The organism is Acidobacteriota bacterium (assembly GCA_016184105.1).
Lineage (GTDB): Bacteria > Acidobacteriota > Vicinamibacteria > Vicinamibacterales > 2-12-FULL-66-21 > JACPDI01.
Window position 1 is genome coordinate 18522 of the sequence record JACPDI010000028.1, and the last position, 22851, is coordinate 41372.

Below are 22851 nucleotides of genomic sequence, written 5' to 3' on the forward strand. Positions count from 1 at the left end.
GGGGGACAGTCACACTTTCCCGGGCACTGCTTCGGAAAGTGTGACTGTCCCCCTTTTCCCCTTCTCCACCAGCGTGCGGGCGTAGTTGATCAACCCGCCGGCATCCACGATCGCCTGGCGCGCGGGCGGCAGGGGCACGACCGGGAAGCGGCGGCCGGCCGTGAGGTTGACCACGGCGTCAGGGCCGATGCCCAGTTCGTCCCCCTCGCCCGCCTCGATCGTCGGGCAAATGATCGTCCGCAGCCCAAGATTGATCGCGTTCTGCAGGAAGATGCGCGCGAAGCCGCGCGCGATGACGATCACGTCCGGCCCCTTGAGACAGGACGCCGCCTGCTCGCGCGACGATCCGCAGCCGAAATTCTGTCCCGCGACAATCACGCTGCCCGCCGGAAGCCCGCCGGCACGCACCTTCGCATTGAACGCCGCGTGGTCGGCGAAGGCGAACTGCGGCGTCTCGGTGGGAAGCACGGTCGCCATGAAGCGGCCCGGATAAATGGCATCGGTGGACACATCGTCGCCAAGCGTCAGGACAACGGTGGACATGGTCAGCTCCTCGGATCGGTAATCGCGCCGGTCAGCGCGCTGGCGGCGGCGACCGCCGGCGAGCAGAGGTACACCTCGGCGTTCGGGTTCCCCATCCTGCCCTTGAAGTTGCGGTTGGTGGTGGACAAGGCGACCTCGCCGTCCCCGAGCGCCCCCTGGTGCACGCCGAGGCAACAGCCGCAGCCCGGGTTCATGACCACCGCGCCCGCCTCGATCAGGTCGGCGAGGTAGCCGCGGCGCATCGCCTCCCGGTAGATCCGCCACGACGCGGGAAAGACCAGCATGCGAACGCCGCGCGCGACGCGCCGGCCGCGCACGGTGCGCGCCGCCACCTCCAGGTCGTCCAGGCGCCCGTTCGTGCACGATCCGATCACGATCTGGTGCACGCGCGTGCCGGCGACTTCGCCGACAGGCTTGACGCGATCCACCGTGTGCGGGCACGCGATCTGCGGCACCAGGCGCGCGGCATCGATCTCGACCACCTGCTCGTAGGATGCGTCGGCGTCCGGCGCGACCTCGCTGATCGCGCCCACGACGCCCGCTTCCACCCGCAGGTACCGCACCGTCTCATCGTCGGCGGGGACGATGCCCGAGGTCGCGCCGGCTTCGACAGCCATGTTGCAGAGCACGAAGCGGCCGGAGGTCGTCATGCGGCGGATTCCGTCGCCGTGAAACTCGAGCACGCGGAAGTTCGCACCCTCGGCCGTGAGCCGGCCGATCAGGTGCAGGATGATGTCCTTCGGCGCCACGCCGCGCGGCAGGCCACCGTTGACGTTCACGCGGATGGTCGCGGGGACTTCGACGTTCAGCACGCGGCCGAGCGCCCACACGGCCGCCATCTCCGTCGCGCCGATGCCGAAGGCAAACGCGCCGAACGCCCCGTGGCTCGTCGTGTGGCTGTCGGTGCCGACAATGACGTGTCCCGGGCGGTCGTACCCGTGCTCTGCCAGGATCTGGTGGCAGATCCCCCCGTCATCACCGCGGACATCGTGAAACTTCGTGATGCGCTCTCGGGCGACGAACTCACGGACCTTCTTCTGGTTGGTCGCGGTCTTCGAGCTCTCGGCCGGGACGCGGTGGTCGAACACGATCGCGATCCGCTCGGGGTCCCACACCTCCGCGGCGCGCCCCGTCCCCTGGAAGATTTCCTGGAACTGGTTGATGACGAGGGCCGCGTTCTCGTGCGACATCGCCAAATCCACCGCGGGTTCGACGACGTCGCCAACCGCGACGGCAGAACGGCCGGTTGCGCGAGCGAGGATCTTCTCGACGATGGTCATGCCTGCCATGAGTATGGTCTCTTTCTTCAGATCGCCCCGGTCGCGCGGAGCGATGCGATTTCGCCGGCCGAGTAACCGGCTTCCTCGAGCACCGCGTCGCTGTCCTGCCCCAGGCGCGGTGGCGGCGTTTCGACGTGGCCGGGGGTGCGGTTGAACTTCGCGGTCACCGTGAACAACTTGAGATCGCCGATGCCCGGAGCCGCGACCGTCTCGAGCGTCTGTCGATGAGCGAGTTGCGGTGAGGCAAGCGCCTCCTGAAGCGTGGGGATGGCGCCCGAGGGAACCCCGAGCCGGTTCAGCACGCACACCCAGTCCGCGGTGGTGCGTTCGGTCAATCGGGCTTCGAGCAGCGGCGTGAGCGCTGCGCGGTTGGCTTTGCGGATGTCGCGCTTCTGGAACCGCGGGTCGGTCTTCAACTCCGGGGCACCAACCGCGTCCGCCAGGTTCTCCCAGTGCTCCTGCTGGTTCGCCGCGATGTTGATGTAGCCATCCTTCGTGCGGAAGGTGCCGGACGGGGCCGCGGTGAAGTTGTCGTTTCCCATCGGCCGTGGCGGTCGCCCGCCGATCAGCCAGTTGGCCGCCACCCATCCGAGCAGCGGCAGGATCGAGTCGAGCAGCGCGACGTCGATGAACTGTCCTTCGCCCGTGCGCTCGCGATGGTAGAGCGCCCCCATGATCGCGAACGCCGCGTTCAGGCCGCCGACCGTGTCGCACACCGGGAAGCCGCAGCGCAACGGGTTCAACCGCTCGTCGCCGTTCACCGCCATCACGCCGCTCAGCCCCTGGATGATCTGGTCGTACGCGGGTTTGGCGGCGTCGGGGCCCGTCTGGCCGAACCCGGAGATCGCGCAGTACACGAGCCTCGGGTTGTGCGCGTGCAGTGCGTTCCAGGACAACCCGAGGCGGGCCATCACGCCCGGACGGAAGTTCTCCACGAGCACGTCGGCGTCCTTCACGAGCCGCGTGAAGACCTGGCGCCCGGCCTCGAGCTTCAGGTTGAGCGTCAGCGAGCGCTTGTTGGCATTCTGCGCGAGAAAGCTCGTGCCCATCAGCTCGGCGTTGAGGCCGGGCACGTTGCCGAGCCTGCGTGCGAGGTCGCCGCCGTCCGGGTTCTCGATCTTCACCACGTCGGCGCCGAGCAGCGCGAGGTGCTCGGTGGCAAACGGGCCTGCAAGGACGTTGGTGAGGTCGAGGACGCGGATGCCGTCGAGGAGTTTCATGCGTGTTCCAGGCCGCGACCCTGAAGGGCCGCGGCTACATCTGACTCGTGTCGCCGCCGGCCTTCAGGCCGCCGGTTGCCGGAATCGGTCCCGTGCGATGGATGACGCCCGGGAGCGCGCGGCCGAAAAAGGTTTCCGCCTCGCGCGCGACACCGATGAGCGCGTCGAGGTCCACGTCGTGGCGCAGGCCTTCACGCTGCAGCAGGTGAACGAAATCCTCGGTGCACAGGTTGCCGCCGGCCACCGCCGTGAACGGGCAGCCGCCGAGCCCCGCGAACGCGGACTCGAAGGAGCGCACACCGACCTCCATGGCGGCCGCCGCGTTCGCCATGGCAAGCCCGTACGTGTCGTGGAAGTGGCAGGCGCACGCCGCGTCGGGCGCCGCGTGCAGGATCGCCCCGAACAGGCGACGGACCTGGAGGGGCGAGGCGTGGCCCGCCGTGTCCGCGAGGCTGATCGCGCGGAACCCGTCTTCGAGGAAGCGGCCGGCGATCTCGAGCACGCGGCTTCCCGGCACGTGCCGCTCGTAGCCGCACCCGAACGCCGACTGCACCGACAACTGCACGCCGGCGCCGGCGCCGCGGGCATCCCTGGCCATCGCCAGCACGCGGACGATCGCCTCCTCGGTCCCCATGCCGGTGTTCTTGCGGCTGTGCGTGTCGCTCGCCGACACACCCATGCAGAAATACCCCGCGCCCGCCTCGAGCCCGCGCGCCAGCCCCTTCTCGTTGAGCACGAGCGCCGAGAGCCGGGCACGCGCGCCGGGCAGCGCCGCGAAATGGCGAAACAGCGCGTCGGTGTCGGCCATCTGCGGCACGAGCGTCGGGTTGACGAACGATCCGGCCTGGATCAGATCGACGCCGGAGGCGAGCAGGCGCTCGACCCACGCGATCTTCGTCTCGAGTGGAACGACGGCCTGCTCCACCTGCAGGCCGTCGCGCATGCCGACCTCGTGGAGAATCACACCGTCACCGGCAGGGCGGCCGCCACCGCGGCCGCCATCTCCAGGGTCGAGGCGCTGCCGCCCATGTCGTACGTGCGCACGCGCCCCTCGCGAATCACGGAAGCGACCGCCAGCTCGAGCCGCTGCGCCTTCTCGCGCTCGCCCAGCCACTCGAGCATCATCTTCACGGTCAACAGGGTCGCGATCGGATTGACCTTGTGCAGCCCCGCGTACTTGGGGGCCGAGCCATGGGTCGGCTCGAACACCGCGAGCTTCTCGCCGATGTTGCCCGAGCAGCCGAACCCGAGACCGCCCACCATCTGCGCGCAGAGGTCCGAGATGATGTCGCCGTACAGGTTCGGCGCGACCAGCACGTCGTAATTGTGCGGGTTCTTCAAGAGCCACATGGTGATCGCGTCAACGTTCGCTTCATCGAACTCGATCTGCGGGTAGTTCCTGGCGACCTCGCGCGCGGCGTCGAGGAACACGCCGTCGCTCGCGCGCACGACGTTCGCCTTGTGCACGACGGTGACCTTTTGCCGGCCGTGCGCCTTCGCAAACTCGAACGCGGCGCGGGCGATCCGCTCGGAGCCCCGGCGCGTGTTGACCTTGCAGGAAAGGGCGAATTCGCCCGGCTTCAGCGACGCGAACGGCTCGAAGTTCTTCGACAGCCCGCCGAGGAGTGTCGACAGCTCGGGCGGCACCGGCGAAAACTCGATCCCCGCGTAGAGGTCCTCGGTGTTCTCGCGGAACACGACGAGGTCGATGTTCTCCTTGTAGTTGAGGGGATTGCCCGGGTAGCCCTTGATCGGCCGCAGGCAGACGTACAGGTCGAACAGCTGCCGCATGCGCACGATCGGCGAGCGGTAAACGAGGCCCGTCCCGCGCAGCGCCGGAACCAGCTCGGATTCGGCGGCCTTCACCGGTTTCGACGTGATCGCGCCGAAGAGCGCAGCGTCCACGTGGCGAAGCAGGTCGATGGTGCGCGAGGGAAGCGCGTCCCCTTCCTGGCACCAGCATTCCCAGCCGATGTCGCCGCGGACGTACTCGGCATCGAGGTGCAGCTGGTCCAGCACGACCTTCGCCGCATCGAGCACGTCGACGCCGATGCCATCGCCCGGCAACCACGCGATTTTGTATTTGGCCATCTTTTTGCCTTTTACCTTCTACCTTTTACCTTTCACCTTTCACCTTTTACCTTTTACCTCGGTCTCACACCACCGCGCCCTTCATCATCCGCTGCAGCACGCCCCCGATGCGGCGCACGCCGTCGCGGATCTTCTGCGGGTCCGAGTTGGAGAAGTTGAAGCGCGCCGTGTTCACGTGCGAGTGATCCGGGAAGAACGGCGCGCCGGCCAGGAAGGCGACCCCTTCTTTGATCGACTCGCGCAGGACGTCGACGGCGTCGAGCCCCTCGGGGAAGCGCACCCACAGGAACAGCCCTCCTTTCGGACGGGTCCAGGTCACCCCGCTCGGGAAACACTCGGACATCGCGGCCAGCATCGCGTCGCGCCGCTCGCGGTACACCCGCCGAATCAGCTTGACGTGCTCGTCCAGGTATCCACCGTGCGCCACTTCGTAGGCGACCACCTGGTTGAAGGTGCTCGTGTGCAGGTCCGTGCCCTGCTTGGCCTGCACGAGGCGCTCGATGACCCCCACCGGGCCGGTGATCCATCCGAGCCGCAGGCCGGGGGCGAGCGTCTTGGAGAACGTGCTCATGTACATCACGTTTCCTGAATAGGGCTTGCCGTTGCCCGCGCGGTACTCGGAGTCCACCAACACGATCGACGGCAGGTGTTCACCTTCATAACGGAGCTGCACGTACGGATCGTCTTCGATGATGGGCACGCCGTAATGATCGGCGAGGCGCACCAGCTCGCGGCGCCGATCCAGCGAGAGCGTCACGCCGGTGGGGTTCTGAAAGTTGGGCAACGCGTAGATGAACTTCGGGCCGCCGCGCAGCGCGCTTTCCAGCGCGTCCGGCAACATCCCATCGTCGTCGATCGGGACCGGCGTGTATTGCGCCTGGTAGGTATTCCAGGCCTGGATCGCGGCAAGGTAGGTCGGGCTCTCGACCACGATGTGGTCCCCCTGGTTGATGAAGACCTTGCCGATCAGATCGAGTGCCTGCTGCGAGCCGCTGGTGATCAGGATGTTGTCGGCGGTCACGGTTACGCCGAAGCGGCATGTGTGCCGCGCGATCATCTCGCGGAGCGGCCGGTAGCCTTCGGTCGTGCCGTACTGCAGCGCCATCGCGCCCTGCTCGCGCAGCACGCGCGTGCACGCTTCTTCAAACGCCTTCAGCGGAAAGACCTCCGGCGCCGGAAGGCCGCCGCCGAACGAGATCATCCCGGGCTGCTCGGTCAGCTTCAGCAGCTCGCGGATCTCGGAGCGGCGCATTCCCTGCGTGCGTTGCGCAAATCGTTCAGACCAGAGCGTTTGCATGCGTTTCCTCGCGGGGCCGGCCCGTGCTTGCCGGCGCGGCGTCAATTCGCCGCGCACGCGCAGCGCTGCCGGATTCCCGCCATGGGGAACGGAAATCCTCGAGAATCCCGGCCGTTCCGGGTCAGAGAGAGCAAGGGTTGCACCACCCGCCGCCGATCGCCTCCCTCCCGGCCAGCGGTACCCCTGTTGCTGAACAACGTCCCATCGCCGTATTCCCGCCGGATTCCCGTCATACACGGCGTTTTTCTTCATTGCGCCCGGGAGGTCTTATGGGCCACGACACGTTGACGGTCACAGACAACAGGACAGGGAAGCAGTACGACATCCCCATCAAGGACGGGGCGATTTCCGCGCCCGAGTTCCGCAGCATGAAGGTTTCGCCCGATGACTTCGGGTTGATGACGTACGACCCCGCCTTCATGAACACCGCGAGCTGCCGCAGCACGATCACGTTCATCGACGGCGACAAGGGGATCCTTCGCTACCGCGGCTACCCGATCGAACAGCTCGCGGAGAAGCGGACGTTCATCGAGGTCGCCTACCTGCTCATCTTCGGCGAGCTGCCGACGCCGGAGGAACTCAAGGCGTGGACCGAGCAGGTCACGCTGCACACGATGGTGCACGAGAACATCAAGAAGTTCATGGACGGCTTCAATTACGACGCCCATCCGATGGGGATCTTCCTCAGCACGATCGGCGCGCTGTCCACCTTCTACCCGGAAGCGAAGAATGTCGGCGACATCAACAACCGCCACCTGCAGATGCTGCGGCTGATCGGCAAGGTGCCGACGCTGGCCGCCTACGCGTACCGCCACAGCCAGGGGCTGCCGTACGTGGGGCCGAACAACGGGCTGGGCTACGCCGCGAACTTTCTCCAGATGATGTTCCGCATGACCGAGGCGCCGTACGCGCCGCATCCGGCTCTCGTGCGGGCGCTCGACGTGCTCTTCATCCTGCACGCCGACCACGAGCAGAACTGCAGCGCGAACGCGATGCGCGCCATCGGCAGCTCGCACGTCGACCCGTACTCGGCGCTGGCCGGCGCGGCCGCGGCGCTCTACGGCCCGCTGCACGGGGGCGCGAACGAGGCCGTGCTGGTGATGCTGCGCGAGATCGGCGATATCTCCCACGTGCCGGAGTTCATCAAGAAGGTGAAGGCGGGCGAGGGGCGTCTCATGGGGTTCGGGCACCGGGTCTACAAGTCGTACGATCCGCGCGCGAAGATTCTCAAGCAGATGGCGGACGCGGTCTTCGAGGTCACCGGGCACGATCCGCTGATCGAGATCGCGCTCGAGCTCGAGCGGATCGCGCTGCAGGACGAGTACTTCATCAGCCGCAAGCTGTATCCGAACGTGGACTTCTACTCGGGCCTCATCTACAAGGCGATGCGCTTCCCGGTGGCGATGTTCCCGGTGCTCTTCGCCATCCCGCGCACGACCGGGTGGCTGGCGCAGTGGGAAGAGATGCTGATGGATCCCGAGCAGAAGATCGCGCGGCCGCGCCAGGTCTACGCGGGCCACGACCAGCGCGACGTGCTCCTCGTCTCGCCGGGCGCCGCCGCCTCGGCCAAGCGGTAAAGCCTGCGCACGTGACGGGCTGGGTGCTCGGTGCCGAGCGCGGCGCACAGCACCCAGCACCTCTGTTATCCTTGTGCCTCCACCGGCATGACTCCTCGAGCGCGCGTCGGCATCGCCATGCGCCCCCGTGATGGCGTCGCCGCGGATCGCGTGCCGGTGATGTGCCAGCTCGCGCTCGGCCATTACTTCCTCCACGCGCCCGGCGGCGCGATCGACATCTGGCACGACAGCGCGGCGTTCGCCTCCGCCCTGCTGGCGCTTTGCGAGCGGTACGGCTTCGATGGCGTGCTCGTCAACCTGCCGGGTCGCAACCCGTCGTGGCGCGAGGAGATCCGCGGCGTGGAGCGCGCGGGCGCCTCCGCCCGCGTCACCTGGAGCGATGGGACGGTCACGCTCTGCCCGCCCGACGACAACCCGCATGTCGTGAGCGCGCTGACGGGTCGCCCGCCGCTGCGCCCCTTCGCGGAGGTCGATCCGGAACAGCTCCATTACATCGAGCCGCACGACGCGCGCGGCGTGGTCAACCTCGGCTCGTTCCCGCCGTGGCACTGGGACACGCTGCGGCTCGTGCGGGAACGGGCGCCCGAGATCTCGGTGCACGGCGAAGTGTTCTCGCCGCTGTCCCAGTTCATGGAGCTGGTGGGGCCGATGGAGGGGGCGCTGGCGCTCGCGCTCGATGCGCCGAAGGTGCACGCCATCCTCGAACGCCTGGCCGCGGGCGCGATCGAGCTGGCCACGGGTCACATCGCGGCCGGCGCCGACGCCATCCTGATTTCTTCCGCCTACGCCGGCGCGGGCTTTCTGTCGCCGGGACACTACGAAACGTTCGTGCTGCCCCGCGAACGCGCGCTCATCGACGGCATCAAGGCCGCGCATCCCACCGTCCCCGTGTACACTCACACGTGCGGCGCGATCGCGGATCGGCTCGAGCTGATGGCGGCCACGGGCACCGACGGGATCGACACGCTGGACCCGCCGCCGCTCGGCAACGTCGATCTGGCGGACGCCAGGCGCCGGCTGGCGGATCGCGTGTTCATCAAGGGGAACGTCGATCCGGTCAACACCGTGCTGCGCGGCACGGCCGAGGACTGTTATCGCGACGCGCGCGCACGCATCGCAATCGCGGGCCCCGGCGGCGGGTACGTTCTCAGCACCGCGTGCAGCGTGCCGCCGCACGCACCGCCGGCCAACATCGCGGCGCTGGCGCGCGCCGCCTCCGACGCGGGACGGGTGGCGTGATGCGGCACGTCTATGAATTCACGGCCGGCGAGAGCACGCCCGACGTGGAGAAGCTGCTGGCGCGCGAAGTCGGCGGCGCGCCGGTACCGGATCGACTCCGCCACCTCTTCCAGCAGGCGCTCGCCCATTTCGAGAGCCTCGCCACCCGGGCGGCGATCGTCGCGGAGACCAGCGCGGACGCCTTCGTCCAGATCTACCGCGGCGAGGGGCTGAACGCACCCTCCGCGCCGCTCGACGTCATCATCCCCCGGGCGCAACGCCTTGCGCTGTTCGCCGCGACCGTCGGTGACGCGGCCAGCGCGGAGATCGGCATCCTGTTCGGCCGCGGCGAGCCGGCCGCCGGCTACGCCCTTGACATCATCGCCTCCGAGGCGACAAACATGCTCGCTGATGCGGCGGCGCTGCGGTTCCTGAGGCTGCAGCAGGCGCGACGGGCCGTGGGGGAGGACGCGCGGGTGCTGCCGTACAGCCCCGGCTATTGCGGCTGGCACGTCAGCGGCCAGCGCAGCCTGTTCGAGGCGCTGCAACCCGGCGCCATCGGCATCACGCTGAGCCACAGTTTTCTGATGCGCCCGCTCAAATCGGTGTCCGGCGTCCTCGTGGCGGGGCCGCCGCCGGCGCACCGGTTCAAGCCGACGTACGATTTCTGCGAGGACTGCACGACGCATGAATGCCGGGGCCGCATGGCTTCGGTGCTGCGGGCGCCACGATGACCACTCCCCTGCTCGACGGGATTTCCTCCGCCCTGCAACGCGGCGATCGCGACGCGGTCGTGGCGCTGACGCGCGAGGCCATCGATGCCGCCACGCCAGCCTCCTCGCTCCTCAATCAAGGGCTGCTTGCCGGCATGCGGGTCGTCGGAGCGAAGTTCCGTGACTACGAGATGTTCCTGCCGGATGTCCTCCTCGCCGCGCGCGCGATGACGGCCGCGATGGAGCTGCTGCGCCCGCTGCTGGTCGCCGACGGCGTGCCGCTGGCCGGCCGCGTGGTGCTGGGCACGGTGAAGGGGGACCTGCACGACATCGGCAAGAACCTGGTCGGCATCATGCTGCAGGGCGCCGGCTTCGACACCGTGGATCTCGGCGTGGACGTCGACCCGGATGCGTTCGCCGAGGCCGCCGTCACGCACGGCGCGACGGTGATCGGCATGTCGGCGCTGCTGACGACCACCATGATCGGGATGAAGGACGTCATCCGCGCCCTCGAGCATCGCGGGCTGCGCGACCGCATCAGGACGGTGGTCGGCGGCGCGCCGGTTTCGCAGGCGTTCGCCGTCGAGATCGGCGCCGATGGGTACGCGGCGGACGCGCCGGGGGCGGTCGCGCTGGTGCGCGCGCTCGCACGGGTGTCCTCATGAAGCCGCTCGCCGGTCGCCTGCGCCGCCGCGAACGCCTGCTCGCCGACGGCGCGATCGGCACGATGCTGATCGCGCGGGGCCTGCCGCCGGGAGAGCCTCCCGAACGCTGGACGATCGAGCGGCCCCACGCAGTGGAAGCGGTGGCGCGCGCGTATGCGGACGCCGGGGCCGACCTGCTCACCACCAACACGTTCGGGGCCTCGCCGCTGCGCCTCCGCGCCCACGGGCTCGAGGACCGCCTCGACGAGATCAACAACCGAGGGGTGCAGCTCGCGCGCGACGCGTCGGACGGGCGCGCGTACGTGCTCGCCTCGATCGGGCCCACCGGCCACCTGCTCAAGCCGCTCGGCGACGTGGACGCGCAAACCGTCCTCGACGGGTTCAGGCGGCAGGCCGCAGCGCTTGCCGCGGCCGGCGCCGACGCGATCTGCATCGAGACGATGACGGATGCCGTCGAGGCGGTGCTCGCGATCGAGGCGGTCAAGGCCGAGGCGCCGGGACTGCCGGTGTTTGCGACCATGACGTTCGACCTCACGCCCCGCGGCCCGTTCACCGTGATGGGCGTGGACGTCCCGCGGGCCTGCTCGCGGCTCCAGGAAGCCGGCGCCGACCTGGTCGGCGCCAACTGCGGCGCGGGCGCCGAGGCGATGCTCGCCGTCGCGCGCGAGTTCTCGCGCGCCACGACGCTGCCGCTCATCTTCCAGCCGAATGCCGGCCTGCCCGAGCATCAGGAAGGGCGGCTCGTCTACCCGCAGCCTCCGGCGGCATTCGCCTCGCAGGTCGCGCCGCTCCTGGAAATCGCGACCGTCATCGGGGGGTGCTGCGGCACGACGCCGGCTCACATCGCGGCACTCCGGGCGATGCTATAGTCGGGGCATGCATCCGTGGCACGACCCCTACGTCGATGACGCGCTCATCGATCGCGCCTTCCCCGTCGTCATCGAGATCCCGAAGGGCAGCAAGAACAAGTACGAGCTGGACAAGGAAACGGGGCTCCTCCGCCTCGACCGCACGCTGTACAGCGCCGTGTACTACCCGGCGGACTATGGCTTCATCCCCCGCTCGTTTTGCGACGACGGCGATCCGCTCGACGCGCTCGTGCTCGGGCAGGAAGCGGTCTACCCGCTGACGCTCGTGGAGGCGCGCGCGGTCGGCGTCATGCGCATGCGCGACGAGAAGGGGATCGACGACAAGATCATCGCGGTGAGCGTTCGCGATCCCGCGTTTGCCGATTATTCGACGTCCGACCAGCTGCCGGCGCACGTCCTCCGCGAGATCCGACGGTTCTTCGAAGACTACAAGGTGCTCGAGCAGAAGCAGGTCATCGTGGAGGACCTGCTCGGACCGGTGGAGGCGACGCGGATCATCCGCGAGTCGCTCGATCTCTATCGAAGGCTCCGTCGCGGCGAGTTGAAGTAGCTCACGGAAGTGCACACATTCGCCCGGACGCCGCGGCGGGCGCCTGCCCTCTTGACCGCCGTGGCGCGGCACGATAGCCTGAATTCACCCGCCGCTCTCGTGAACAAGGCCGTACCTTCTCCCGCGCTGCGTGCGCAGCCTCCTGCAATGGTGCAGAGCGTGACCGAACCGGACTACGCGTATCTCCTCATCGTCCGCCGTGAGTGCGAGGACAAGCTCGTGTTCCTGCGGGAGGCGTTCGAGAAGCGCCGGGGCGTGCGCGTCATTGCCGATCGCCGTGTGGGCGAGCGCCGCGCGCGGCGCGACGACGTGCCGGTCGACCGCCGGCGCCACGACCGCCGCGGCCCGCAGCCTCCGTCGTGGGACATCGCGGACTACCTGCTCGTCCCCGAGCGGCCGCGAACCCGGGTCCCCTAGCCGGCCAGCATCTTCACGGCAGACGCGACCAGCACGATCCCGGCGACGAGATCGATCGTCCGGCGCGCCGCAGGCGTCGCGAGCGCGTGTGACAGGGCGCCCGCCGCAATCGCACACGTCGCATGCCAGGCGAACGCGAGCGTCACGTGCACGGTCGTCAGGACCAGCGCGCCCGGCAGGACGGGCCAGCCGGGTGGCACGAATCGCGGCAGGATCAGAAAGTAGAGGAGCGCCACCGGGGGATTGAGCGCGTTCGCCACGAACCCTTCGCGAAAGCCGGTGCGCACGGGCGCGGCACTGGCCCCGTACTCCCGCCTGAATGCGTGAAACACGGCGCGCGCGCCGAGCCAGGCGACGTAGAGGCCGCCGCAGATCTGCAGCGCCATCACGGCGCGCGGCCACACGCGCAGCAGCACGGACGTGCCGAGGCCCGACGCCACGCCGTAGCAGGCGGACGCGGCCGCGGCGCCGCCGGCGGTCTCGAACCCTCGAGTTCTTCCGGCGACCAGGCTCGACCGCAGGACGAGCGTCGTCGCGATGCCCGGGGTGAGCACGAGAGGAACCGCGATCGCGGCAAAGGCGAGCACCTGCGGGTGCATGCGGCCGGCGATTGTACCACCGCGATATACTGAAACCGGGCATGGAGGACATCACCGGACTGCCGGCGCGCTGCGCCGCGCTGCTCGAACAGCACGAAGCCCTTGGGGAAGAGCACGCGCAGCTCAATTCCGACTCCGGCGCGCTCGTCGAACAACGGGAGCATCGCGACCACCTCATCGAACACCGTGACGCCCTCTTCCGCTACCACGAGGACCTGGCCGGGCTGCCCGAGCCGCGGCGGCAGCGCCTCGAACTGAACAAAGCATCGGCAGAAACCGCAAGCATGCTGGCCGAGACGCTCGAAACCATCGAGCGGTCCCGCGAGGCCTGGAAGCGCGCCACCGACGCGTGGCAGCGCGTCCGTGAAAGACTCGATCACTAGGGGTCGTCCCGCACCTCCTTCGTCGGGCGATAGACTGTTGGTGCGCGATGAAATACGCCGTCCACGAGATCTTCTATTCGCTCCAGGGGGAGGGTGCCCAGGCGGGCCGGCCCGCCGTGTTCTGCCGTTTCGCGGCGTGCAACCTCTGGTCGGGACGGGAAGAAGATCGAGAAACCGCGATCTGCCGCTTCTGCGACACGGAGTTCGTCGGAACGGCGGGCGATCGCGGAGGGGTCTTCGACGCGCCGGGATCCCTCGCCGACGCCGTCGAAGCCCGCTGGCCCGAGCCGGCTGCGGACGCCGACAGGAGCCGCTTTGTCGTCTGCACGGGCGGCGAGCCGCTGCTGCAGCTCGATGAGGCGCTGGTGTCCGCCCTGCATGCGCGCGGGTTCACGGTGGCGATAGAGACCAACGGCACGCAAACTGTCCCGGAAGGGGTGGACTGGGTTTGCGTGAGCCCCAAGGCGGGCGCCGACCTGGTGGTGTTTTCCGGCGACGAGCTGAAACTGGTGTTTCCGCAGCCTGGGGCGGAGCCACACCGGTACGAATCACTCGACTTCCACTACTGGTACCTGCAGCCGCTCGACGACAGCCAGCGCGCCCGCCATACCGAGGCGGCGATCGAATACTGCCTGGCCCATCCGCGCTGGCGCCTGAGCCTACAGCGCCACAAGTTTCTCGGCTTACGCTAAACGTAAAAAGGGGTCGGGAGCCTTTTTTCGTATAACGTAAAAAGGCTCCCGACCCCTTTTTTCCCATGGCACGCTCGAACGAAGTCATTCGACAGTGGAACATCATCCGTGCGCTGGACGGCGCGCGACAGGGCGTGACCGTCCAGGAGCTGTCGAAGAGTGCCGGGGTCACGGTGCGGACCATCTGGCGCGACCTGGCGGCGCTGCAGGAAGCGGGCTTCCCCTTATACGACGAGAAGATCGACGGGCGTACGTACTGGCGCATGAACAGCACGCCGTTCCGTCACCTCGAGGATCGCGGCTTCACGCTGACGCAGCTCTGCGCGCTGTATTTCAGCCGCACGCTGGTCGAATGCCTCGCCGGCACGCCGTTCCAGCAGGATCTGCACGCGGCCTTCGACGAGCTCGCGCGCACGCTCCCGCCACGCATGCGCGAGTTCTTCGACCGCATTCCGGCCGTGCTCGACGCGAAGCGCGGGCCCGTGCGCGTGCGCGCGGGCGGGCTGCCGCATGCGACGATCGCGCGGCTGCTCGACGCCACGCTGCACGACCGGCGGCTCGAGATGCGCTATCACTCCGCATCGAGCGGACGCACGAAGGGCTACACCGTCGAGCCGTACCGCCTCGTCTACGCGGACGGCGGCCTGTACCTGCTCGCGTTCGTGCCGGAGTACGACGCACTTCGGACGTTTGCCGTGGAGCGGATCGAGGCGCTGACCGTGCTCGAGGAGACCTTCGAGCGCCGCGTGGACGTGGATGCCCGCCCCTTCGAGCAGTCACTGGGTGTCAATATGGGGACGCCCGTGCACGTGGAGCTGGAATTCGCACCCCGCACGGCCGGCTACGTGCGGGAACGGCTCTGGCATCCCTCGCAATCTGTCCAGGAGCGGCCCGACGGGTCGTTGCAAATGACGCTCGACGTGTGCACGGACTGGGCACTCACGAGCTGGATTTTGAGCTTCGGCCCCTACGTCCGGGTGCTGGCCCCCGCATCCCTGGCGGCGGAGATCCGGGCGGCCCTCCAGGGGGCCTCCGCTCGATACGAGGTTGAAACGGGCACGCCCCTCTGGTAGGCTGAGTGCGTCCGTGGAAGTCTTTTCGTGTGCGCGGCCTACGATCGCTATAGACATCCTGCCCTGATCGATCCTCTCGCCATCTGACAGCCCTCATGAGTGCGAGTCACTCGGCCGCAACGCTTTTCAATACACCCTGAGAGGAGACGCTTGGCAGTTCGATTGTTCGTCGGCAACTTACCTTACAGTGCAACCGAGGCGGACCTGCGCCAGTATTTTTCCGGAGTCGCGCCGCCCTCCAGCATCGCGGTGCCGGTGGATCGCGAGACCGGCCGTCCGCGCGGATTCGCGTTCGTCGAGTTCGCCGATCCGGCGCAGGCGCAACAGGCGATCGAGCGCTTCAACGGCGTCCCCTACCAGGGACGGCCGCTCTCGGTCAGCGAAGCGCGCGCGCGCGAGGACCGCGGGCCACGCCCGGCCGGCGGCTTCGGCGGGCCTCGCCCGGGCGGCGGCTTTGGCGGCCCGCGTCCCGGCGGGTTCAGCGGCCCTCGGCCCGGCGGCTTCGGGCGACCGCTCGATCCGAGCAGCCTCCCAGCCGGTCCCCCGCGCGATCGCGGCACGGGCGGCCACGGGAACCGTAATTTCGGCCCCGACGCGAAGCCAAAGCGCGCGACGAAGTACCAGCAGCGGCAGGACAAGCCGCGGGGACCGATTCGCGAAAAGAACACCGGCCGCGTGTATAGCGTGGACGCCTTTGGTGAGGAGGAGACCGGCGAGGATCTGACGAATTTCGACAACTTCGCCTCGAGCCTCCCGGACGACGACAAAGACGAGGGACAGGAGTAGACGCCGGACCCGATTGAACGGTCAACGGGCCTGCGCCCAGCCGGCTGCTGCGATCGAGAGCATCCAGTAGCGGGGGCGTATATCCTTCACGAGCCCGGCATACGACGCCTTCGGGATCTCGCCTCGCACGAGGCGGGCGCGAAGGCGTCGCAGCTCGTATTGGTAAAGCTCGGTCACGTAATCCTTGACTAACGCCGGCGGCGTCTCCGGCCCGGGCCGCACGCCCAGGACCGCGAGCGCGTCGAGCATCTCCGGGTCCCAGGCATATGACATCGCGTGGATCATTCTAGATGGGACGGATTCTGATCGCCGACGACGATGCGGATCTGCGGGAGTCGCTGCGGCTGCTGCTCGAGCTGCACGGGCATTCCGTGGAGGAGGCGCGCAACGGGGCGGAAGCCCTCCAGCAGATCGATCCCTCTCACCCGCCGTGCGTGATCGTCCTCGATTTGATGATGCCGATCATGGACGGATGGCAGTTCCGGCGCGAGCAGCTCCAGAACCCCGCGCTGGCCGATATTCCCGTCCTGGTCATCTCGGCAGTCCCGTCGCACATGCAGCGTCCCGGCGACCTCGGCGCGCGCCGCGTGTTTTCCAAACCGTTCGACTACGACGACCTGCTCACGGAGGTCGCCGCGATCTGCCCGGCCCCACCGCAAGCCTGACGCACGTGGTCATCCGATCGTGCCTATCTCATGGTTCGGTCGTCTGTCGTGTGGGCGACGAGGTGCCACCGAGATAGATGCCGTTGAACAGCAGCTTGAACGTGCCGTGCGGCTGGCCGCGGAACAGGATCTCCGGCCCGAACAGCAACAGGCGTCCCTTGCCGACCGAAGCGTCGGCCACGGCGACCGTGCCGTCCAGGTAGTGCTGCCCCCACGCCCAGCCGCTCCGCAGCGTGCGCGGCCCGTCGAACCAGGCCACGGCGCGCACCCCGCGCCTTTCGGCATCGGGATCCAGGCGGAACGCGGGACTGTTGTCGAAGAACATGTCGGCCTGCGCCGCCATGCCGTGCGCGAGGGGCTGGCTGGTATCAACAGTGGCGCGGAGGAGCGAGCCAGGGATGTAGAACCTCTCTTGCGGCAGCGGCCTGAACGTCCCGCCTGCCGCTGACTCCACCAGCGCGCTTCGAATCGGCAGGCCGAGGTGAGCGGCCAGACTGGTCGAGCTGCCAATTGCCAGGATCGTCCCCCCCTGCTCGAGGAACGCCTTCAACTCCGGGACCGTCTTGGCCACCGTGACGCGCCCGAGCCATCCGCGATATTGCTCGGGAACGGCCTCCGGTGCGGGCTGCGCGCCGAACGACCGGCCGCTGTCAACCGCGTCGCGCTCGGGAATCGCGCCGTCCACGAAGATGAGCACGTCGTACTTCGCCTTCAGGTTGCCGGCATCGAGCGCCTGTGGATACACGACCTCGAACGGGAATTCGTACTGCTCCAGCAGCCAGCGCGTCCAGCCGGAAGGCATCGAGCCGCCGTACTGATCCCAGAGCCCTATTCTCGGCATCTTCACCGAGGTCGCGCCCGCGGGACGTTCGGCGGCGGAGGCGACCACACCCAGCTCGCGCGCGGCCTTCTGCAGGATCTCGGTGGATCCCGGCGTGGCGGCCACAGAGAACGCGCCGTCGGCAGAACGCGCGTCCCACCGCACGTCCTGCCCCGCGGCGGCCAGGCGATTGACCGCGATGGCCGCGTTGTTGGCGCGGCGATCGATCCGGTATGCACCGGAGGTGGCGGCGGTGAACGGCGCCGGCGCGGGCGCCTGCAGGCCCGAGAGCTTCTCGAACGGCCCCTCGAACCCGTCGCGGATCCGGTCGAACGTCACGCCCATCTGGTAGGCGAGGGTCCAGCCGGCATTGTCGTAGGGCGGAATGGGCGGGCCGCCGGGATAGCGGAAGTCGTTCGGATGGTCCTGCGGTTCGAACATGTCCAGCACGTGCGGCCGGAACGCCTGCGCCGTCTTCACGACGTACGAGCCCGCGGGATACTGCTTGCCGCCCGCGAAGAACGGCGCACTCGCGCGGTGGACGGTGATGCCGGTCTTGATCAGCGCGTTGACCAACGCGGTGGCGGTGGCGAAATCCGGCTGATCGGCCGGCAACACGTAACCGCGCGCGTCGCGATGCTCCGGGTTTCGCAACATCGAGAAGTACTTCGATGGCAGGGGGGCCCCGCCGCGACCCTGCGCGCTGCGGCGCGCCTGGTCCGAGCTATCGGCCTCCTTCGCCGCTGCCTCCTTCATCGCGGCCACCCGCTGCGGATACGCCGTCCAGGAGTCACGGCTTCCGCGCTCGATCGAGTTCCTGCCCATCCGGTAGATGTTGAACAGGAAGTTCTCGCGATTGCGCGAAGCGATGTCGAGCACCGCCTTGTTGGCGGTCACCGAGTAGTCGATGGACTGCCGGAAGCGCCAGCGCTGCGGCTCAATCGGATAAAAGAGATCCGTGCTCGGGAGCTGGCGCTCGGGCACGAGCGGAATCTCGATCGGCGTCGGGTTGCCGATCGTCTCGGTCAGCAGTCCCACCATGTTGTGGAAGTACACCGTTGTGCGGAGGCCGCCGTTCCACCACGTGGAGTAGCCCGCCCCCTCACGCGTCGTGACGCCCGGCTTCCCTTCCGCCGTGAAGCGGCTGTGCATCGCCGCGCCCACCAGGTCGATCTGCGCGGGCAGGAGCGGGTCGTAGTTGTAGTTGAACGGATCCCGGAACGGCGGCGCGAACATCACCGTGCCGGCCGGCCCGGTCTGGTGATGGTTGTACATGATCTGCGGAAACCACTCGTGGTACAGCACGCGGTTCATGTTGGTGGTTTCCGGCTGCGCCGAAAGGTAGAAGTCGCGATTGTTGTCGTGCCCGACGTACTTCTGATACAGCCGCGGGATACCGGCCGTCGATCGCTTCTGCGGTTCCTTCTCGCGCATGTACCAGTCGGCGACCAGGTCGTGCCCGTCCGGGTTCGCATGGACGGCAAGGATGATGCAGTCGTTCAGGAAGCGCAGTGTCTCGGGATCGCTTCGGCTGACGAGCTGATACACGGTCTCCATCAGCTGCTGCGCGCCAAGGACCTCCGTCGCGTGCAGCCCGCCGTCGATCCAGACGACGGCCTTGCCCTCGCGGGCCAGCGCGCGCGCCTGCTCGTCGGACAAACCTTCGGCGAGCGCGAGCCGGCGCGAGATCTCCCTGTAGCGATCGAGTTTCCGGTGGTTCTCCGGCGACGTGATGATGGCCATCAGCTGCGGCCGTCCTTCGGCCGTCTTGCCGATCTCGACCACCCTCATGCGATCGGACTCGCGATCGAGCTTCTGCCAATACGCCGTGAACCGCTGGTAGTTGGGCAGCTGATAGTCGGCCCCGATGTCATGGCCGAACTGTTGTTGGGGGGTGGTGACGGTTTGTGCGGAAACCGGCGCAAGCGCGCCGGCCCACGCGACAACAAGCGCCAGCGCCATGGCGCGGCTGCGCATGAGCATCGCGGAAGCTCCTCTCCGAAAGGGAGCGCCCACGATAGCACGAACAAAGACTCGGACACGAGGAAGCAGGCACGAGGCACGAGGATGGTCCTCTGCCTTGTGCCTTGTGCCTTGGGCCTTGTGCCTGTCTACTGCACGAGCGTCCCCACGCCCGACGGCCCGGATTCGGGGATGGCGGCAAACAAGCTCGATTGCGCCTCGTAGAGCAGGCCGCCCGAGTTTGTCGCGAAGTACCTCGTGTTGGGCGCCTCGAGCGGCGAGGCCCCCACTTTATAGCCGGGCGAACCAAGGCCGGCACCCAGCCCGTTACAGCTGACGGGCGCGCCGGCGAGCGCCGTCCCGGTCAACTGGAACTGGTACCCCCCCTTGTTCACCGTCGCCGCAGACGACAGCTCGATCGGCAAGTACGCCGCGCTCGATCCTGGTGGGGGGACACCGAGCGTCGTGAGGTTCGGCGAGTAGAAGCCGAGACCACACGAAATCGCGTAGCTGAGCTCCGCGCTGTTGATGACCTTCAAGGATGCGAGCGCGGAAGACGCCTGCGCGGCTCCCTTCGCTCGCGTGAGGCCGGGAACAGCCAACGTCGACAACAGTCCTATCAGCCCGACAACGAACAGCATGTCCACGAGCGTGAACCCACGCTCGCTGCGCAGCCGGGCGACGGCACTAGGCTCCAAGGGTGCCATCGTAGTCTGCCTTTTCAATTGGGAGTCTTGAGGCTGGGGACTCATAATGTAGCAGGTTTGGGGCCTTGTTTTCCAGGGCTATGCAGCACCTGCCCGTGGTTGCGCAAAATGGCCTACCGGCCCGTTTCCTGGTAGTAGCGTGCCGCGCCGGCATGCAGGGCGGCCGGTGCCGGTCGCTTCGCGCGCTCCAAGGTCGTCTCCGGCAGCACGGCGCGGAGCCCCTCCGACCCCGCCAGGAGGGCTCTCGCAACGGCAAACACCGTGGCGTCGGGCGTGTCCCCCCGGGCAACGAGGATCGTCGCCACCCCCAGTCCGGCCGCTTTCTCCGGGCTTCCGTAGAGCCCGTCCGGGAATTCCAGCACCGTATAAAGCGACTCCCCAAAGCGTCGCTGCAGCAGCATGACGACGCTTGCGGTGGACACGAGCCTGACCTTGACGCGCGCGTCGCGCGACAGCGCGTCGATGGCCGGCGTCGGAATCCCACCCATCCAGAAGAACGCATCGATTCGCCGCTCGCGCAGCGCCGCCGTCGATTCCGACAGGCCGAGTGCCTGCCGCTTCACGTCGCGTTCGGGGTCGAGAAGCGCCTCGCGGAGCACGCGAAGCGCGGTGAACTCGGTGGCACTTCCGGCAGCGCCGGTCGAGACGGTGCGCCCCCGCAGCCCCGAAAGCCCGTTGATGGATGAGCCGTCGAGGACGACCAGGTGCGCGTAGCTGTCGGCCAGGTTCGCCACGGTGCGCGCCGGAACCGTCGCACCGCGGAACGTCCCCTGCCCGTTCACCGCGTCGGCGAGCACGTCGGCCGTGGCAAGGGCGAAGTCGGCGCGCCCCTCGCGCATCCGTCGCAGATTGTCGACGGGACCGCCCGTGGGGTCCGCCGCCGCCTGCATTCGCGCCCGATCGCTGATGATCCGCGCGATGGCGCGGCCGAGGGCCGCCTCGCCGCTGCCCGCTTCGCCCGACGCGATCGTCAGGCGATCGCGACCGCCGCCGCAGCTGCACGCCGCACACACCGCGAGCGCGCAGGCGATCGGTCTGGCGCGGCGAATCACTGGCGTGTGAGCTTCCGGTACTTGATCCGATGGGGCTGGTCGGCTTCGGCGCCAAGCCGCCGCTTCCGATCCGCTTCGTAATCCTGGTAGTTCCCCTCGAACCAGACGACGCGGCTGTCCCCTTCGAAGGCCAGCATGTGCGTGGCAATGCGATCGAGGAACCAGCGATCGTGCGAGATGACGACCACGCAGCCGGCAAACTCCAGCAGCGCATCCTCGAGCGCCCGCAGCGTGTCCACGTCGAGATCGTTGGTGGGCTCGTCGAGCAGCAGCAGGTTGCTGCCCTTCTTCAGCAGCTTGGCGAGATGCACACGGTTGCGCTCGCCGCCCGAGAGCTGTCCCACCTTGCGCTGCTGATCGCGTCCCTTGAAGTTGAACCAGGACACGTAGCCGCGCGAAGGGACCTTCCGCCTGCCCAGCTCGATCTCGTCGAGGCCGCCGGAGATCTCGTCCCACACGGTCCTGTCCGGGTCGAGCGCGTCGCGGCTCTGATCGACATACCCGATCTGGACGGTCTCGCCAATGCGCAGCGTCCCCTCGTCCGGCCGTTCCTGTCCTGTGATCATGCGGAACAAAGTCGTCTTGCCCGCGCCATTCGGCCCGATCACGCCGACGATCCCGCCGCGCGGCAGCGTGAAGGACACCTCATCCATGAGGAGCAGATCGCCGTACGCCTTCCGCACGCCGCGTGATTCGACCACGACGTCCCCGAGGCGAGGTCCGGGCGGGATGTAGATCTCCACGGACTCGAGCTTCTGCGCGGTGTCTTCCTTCAGGAGGTTCTCATAGGCGTTGAGCCGCGCCTTCCCCTTGGCCTGCCGCGCGCGGGGAGACATCCGGATCCATTCCAGCTCGCGCGCCAGCGTGCGCTGGCGGCGGCTCTCCTGTTTCTGCTCGATCTCGAGGCGTCGCTGTTTCTGCTCGAGCCACGACGAATAATTGCCCTGCCAGGGAATCCCCTCGCCGCGATCCAGCTCGAGGATCCACCCCGCCACCTTGTCGAGAAAGTACCGGTCGTGCGTGACCGCGACAACGGTGCCGGGATAGTCCTTGAGGAAGCGCTCGAGCCAGGCGACCGACTCGGCGTCGAGATGGTTGGTCGGCTCGTCGAGCAGCAGCAGGTCCGGCGCGCGCAGCAGCAGCCGGCAGAGCGCCACGCGCCGTCGCTCGCCGCCCGACAGCTTCGTGACGTCAGCGTCTGGCGGGGGCAGCCTCAGCGCGTCCATCGCGTGCTCGAGACGCGAGTCGAGATCCCACGCGTTGGCCGCATCGATCCGATCCTGCAGCCTCGCCTGCTCGTCCAGCAGCGTGTCCATCTCCGCGGGGGTGATGTCCTCGCCGAGCTTCGTGCTGACCTCGTCGAACCGGGTCAGGAGCGCGCGCACCTCCGCGACCCCCTCCTCGACGTTGCCGAGCACGTCCTTCGCCGGATCGAGCCGCGGCTCCTGCGGGAGGAACCCGGTGCTGATCCCCTCGGCGGGGAACGCCTCGCCGCTGAAGTCCCTGTCCTCGCCGGCCATGATGCGCAGGAGGGTGCTCTTCCCCGCGCCGTTCAGCCCGAGGACGCCGATCTTCGCGCCCGGCAGGAACGACAGCCAGATGTCTTTGAGGACGACCTTGTCGGGCTGGTGGATCCTGCCCAGCGCTTTCATCGTGTAGATGTACTGCATAC

At 68.1% G+C, this 22851-nt stretch carries 24 protein-coding genes; 12 read left to right on the forward strand and 12 right to left on the reverse strand.

Annotated elements, in window-relative coordinates; all coding sequences use genetic code 11:
* Nucleotides 1–9: 9 nt before the first annotated feature.
* The 6 genes from HYU53_10415 to HYU53_10440 form a co-directional block, all read right to left on the reverse strand.
* Nucleotides 10–543: a 3-isopropylmalate dehydratase gene (locus HYU53_10415; protein ID MBI2221606.1), complete on the reverse strand. Its 534-nt coding sequence runs from the start codon at nt 541–543 to the stop codon at nt 10–12.
* Nucleotides 544–545: 2 nt separating this feature from the next.
* Complete coding sequence (locus tag HYU53_10420) at nt 546–1832, reverse strand: 3-isopropylmalate dehydratase large subunit (protein ID MBI2221607.1); 1287 nt, start codon at nt 1830–1832, stop codon at nt 546–548.
* A gap of 17 nt (nt 1833–1849) precedes the next feature.
* The gene (locus HYU53_10425; GenBank protein ID MBI2221608.1) at nt 1850–3043 is read right to left on the reverse strand and encodes a CoA transferase; all 1194 of its coding nucleotides are present in this window, start codon (nt 3041–3043) and stop codon (nt 1850–1852) included.
* A gap of 34 nt (nt 3044–3077) precedes the next feature.
* Nucleotides 3078–4007 (reverse strand): hydroxymethylglutaryl-CoA lyase, encoded by a 930-nt coding sequence (locus HYU53_10430; protein MBI2221609.1) that lies wholly within the window; start codon nt 4005–4007, stop codon nt 3078–3080.
* Nucleotides 4004–5134 carry an isocitrate/isopropylmalate dehydrogenase family protein gene (locus HYU53_10435; GenBank protein MBI2221610.1) on the reverse strand — a complete coding sequence of 377 codons (1131 nt, stop codon included), beginning with the start codon at nt 5132–5134 and terminating at the stop codon, nt 4004–4006. Before HYU53_10435 ends, HYU53_10430 begins: the two co-directional genes overlap by 4 nt.
* Before the next feature lie 64 nt (nt 5135–5198).
* A complete protein-coding gene (locus HYU53_10440) occupies nt 5199–6431 on the reverse strand; it encodes a PLP-dependent aminotransferase family protein (GenBank protein MBI2221611.1) in 1233 nt (410 codons plus the stop codon).
* Nucleotides 6432–6700: 269 nt separating this feature from the next.
* On the opposite strand from HYU53_10440, the gene HYU53_10445 reads away from it, so the two are divergent.
* From HYU53_10445 to HYU53_10475, 7 genes are all read left to right on the forward strand, one after another.
* On the forward strand, nt 6701–8008 hold the full coding sequence (locus HYU53_10445) for a citrate synthase (protein MBI2221612.1): 1308 nt from the start codon (nt 6701–6703) through the stop codon (nt 8006–8008).
* A gap of 117 nt (nt 8009–8125) precedes the next feature.
* Nucleotides 8126–9247 carry a hypothetical protein gene (locus HYU53_10450; protein ID MBI2221613.1) on the forward strand — a complete coding sequence of 374 codons (1122 nt, stop codon included), beginning with the start codon at nt 8126–8128 and terminating at the stop codon, nt 9245–9247.
* Nucleotides 9247–9960, forward strand: a complete 714-nt coding sequence (locus tag HYU53_10455) for a hypothetical protein (GenBank protein MBI2221614.1) — start codon at nt 9247–9249, stop codon at nt 9958–9960. The genes HYU53_10450 and HYU53_10455 overlap by 1 nt, the downstream gene beginning before the upstream one ends.
* Nucleotides 9957–10604, forward strand: coding sequence for a corrinoid protein (locus HYU53_10460; protein MBI2221615.1), 648 nt, complete (start codon nt 9957–9959; stop codon nt 10602–10604). The genes HYU53_10455 and HYU53_10460 overlap by 4 nt, the downstream gene beginning before the upstream one ends.
* Nucleotides 10601–11473 (forward strand): homocysteine S-methyltransferase family protein, encoded by an 873-nt coding sequence (locus tag HYU53_10465; GenBank protein MBI2221616.1) that lies wholly within the window; start codon nt 10601–10603, stop codon nt 11471–11473. The genes HYU53_10460 and HYU53_10465 overlap by 4 nt, the downstream gene beginning before the upstream one ends.
* A 7-nt stretch (nt 11474–11480) precedes the next feature.
* Nucleotides 11481–12023, forward strand: coding sequence for an inorganic diphosphatase (locus tag HYU53_10470; protein MBI2221617.1), 543 nt, complete (start codon nt 11481–11483; stop codon nt 12021–12023).
* A gap of 147 nt (nt 12024–12170) precedes the next feature.
* Complete coding sequence (locus HYU53_10475) at nt 12171–12440, forward strand: hypothetical protein (GenBank protein ID MBI2221618.1); 270 nt, start codon at nt 12171–12173, stop codon at nt 12438–12440.
* Here HYU53_10475 and HYU53_10480 read toward each other — a convergent pair.
* Nucleotides 12437–13039, reverse strand: coding sequence for a LysE family translocator (locus tag HYU53_10480; protein ID MBI2221619.1), 603 nt, complete (start codon nt 13037–13039; stop codon nt 12437–12439). The genes HYU53_10475 and HYU53_10480 overlap by 4 nt on opposite strands.
* Nucleotides 13040–13080: 41 nt before the next feature.
* On the opposite strand from HYU53_10480, the gene HYU53_10485 reads away from it, so the two are divergent.
* From HYU53_10485 to HYU53_10500, 4 genes are all read left to right on the forward strand, one after another.
* Nucleotides 13081–13422, forward strand: coding sequence for a hypothetical protein (locus tag HYU53_10485; protein ID MBI2221620.1), 342 nt, complete (start codon nt 13081–13083; stop codon nt 13420–13422).
* Nucleotides 13423–13469: 47 nt separating this feature from the next.
* Nucleotides 13470–14114, forward strand: a complete 645-nt coding sequence (gene queE, locus HYU53_10490; GenBank protein ID MBI2221621.1) for a 7-carboxy-7-deazaguanine synthase — start codon at nt 13470–13472, stop codon at nt 14112–14114.
* A gap of 65 nt (nt 14115–14179) precedes the next feature.
* On the forward strand, nt 14180–15187 hold the full coding sequence (locus HYU53_10495) for a transcriptional regulator (protein ID MBI2221622.1): 1008 nt from the start codon (nt 14180–14182) through the stop codon (nt 15185–15187).
* Between the two features lie 150 nt (nt 15188–15337).
* A complete protein-coding gene (locus tag HYU53_10500) occupies nt 15338–15973 on the forward strand; it encodes a hypothetical protein (protein MBI2221623.1) in 636 nt (211 codons plus the stop codon).
* A 21-nt stretch (nt 15974–15994) separates the two neighbouring features.
* On the opposite strand, the gene HYU53_10505 is transcribed toward HYU53_10500, so the two are convergent.
* Nucleotides 15995–16258 carry a hypothetical protein gene (locus HYU53_10505; protein MBI2221624.1) on the reverse strand — a complete coding sequence of 88 codons (264 nt, stop codon included), beginning with the start codon at nt 16256–16258 and terminating at the stop codon, nt 15995–15997.
* A 5-nt stretch (nt 16259–16263) separates the two neighbouring features.
* Here HYU53_10505 and HYU53_10510 point away from each other — a divergent pair, with 5 nt between their 5' ends.
* Nucleotides 16264–16638 carry a response regulator gene (locus HYU53_10510; protein ID MBI2221625.1) on the forward strand — a complete coding sequence of 125 codons (375 nt, stop codon included), beginning with the start codon at nt 16264–16266 and terminating at the stop codon, nt 16636–16638.
* 28 nt (nt 16639–16666) lie between these two features.
* Here the strand turns inward: HYU53_10510 and HYU53_10515 are convergent, their stop codons facing one another.
* The 4 genes from HYU53_10515 to ettA form a co-directional block, all read right to left on the reverse strand.
* On the reverse strand, nt 16667–19435 hold the full coding sequence (locus tag HYU53_10515; protein ID MBI2221626.1) for a peptidase: 2769 nt from the start codon (nt 19433–19435) through the stop codon (nt 16667–16669).
* A 134-nt stretch (nt 19436–19569) separates the two neighbouring features.
* Nucleotides 19570–20127: a type II secretion system protein gene (locus tag HYU53_10520; protein MBI2221627.1), complete on the reverse strand. Its 558-nt coding sequence runs from the start codon at nt 20125–20127 to the stop codon at nt 19570–19572.
* Between the two features lie 113 nt (nt 20128–20240).
* Nucleotides 20241–21179: a TAXI family TRAP transporter solute-binding subunit gene (locus HYU53_10525; protein ID MBI2221628.1), complete on the reverse strand. Its 939-nt coding sequence runs from the start codon at nt 21177–21179 to the stop codon at nt 20241–20243.
* Nucleotides 21176–22849 (reverse strand): energy-dependent translational throttle protein EttA, encoded by a 1674-nt coding sequence (ettA, locus tag HYU53_10530; GenBank protein ID MBI2221629.1) that lies wholly within the window; start codon nt 22847–22849, stop codon nt 21176–21178. Before ettA ends, HYU53_10525 begins: the two co-directional genes overlap by 4 nt.
* Nucleotides 22850–22851 lie beyond the last annotated feature (2 nt).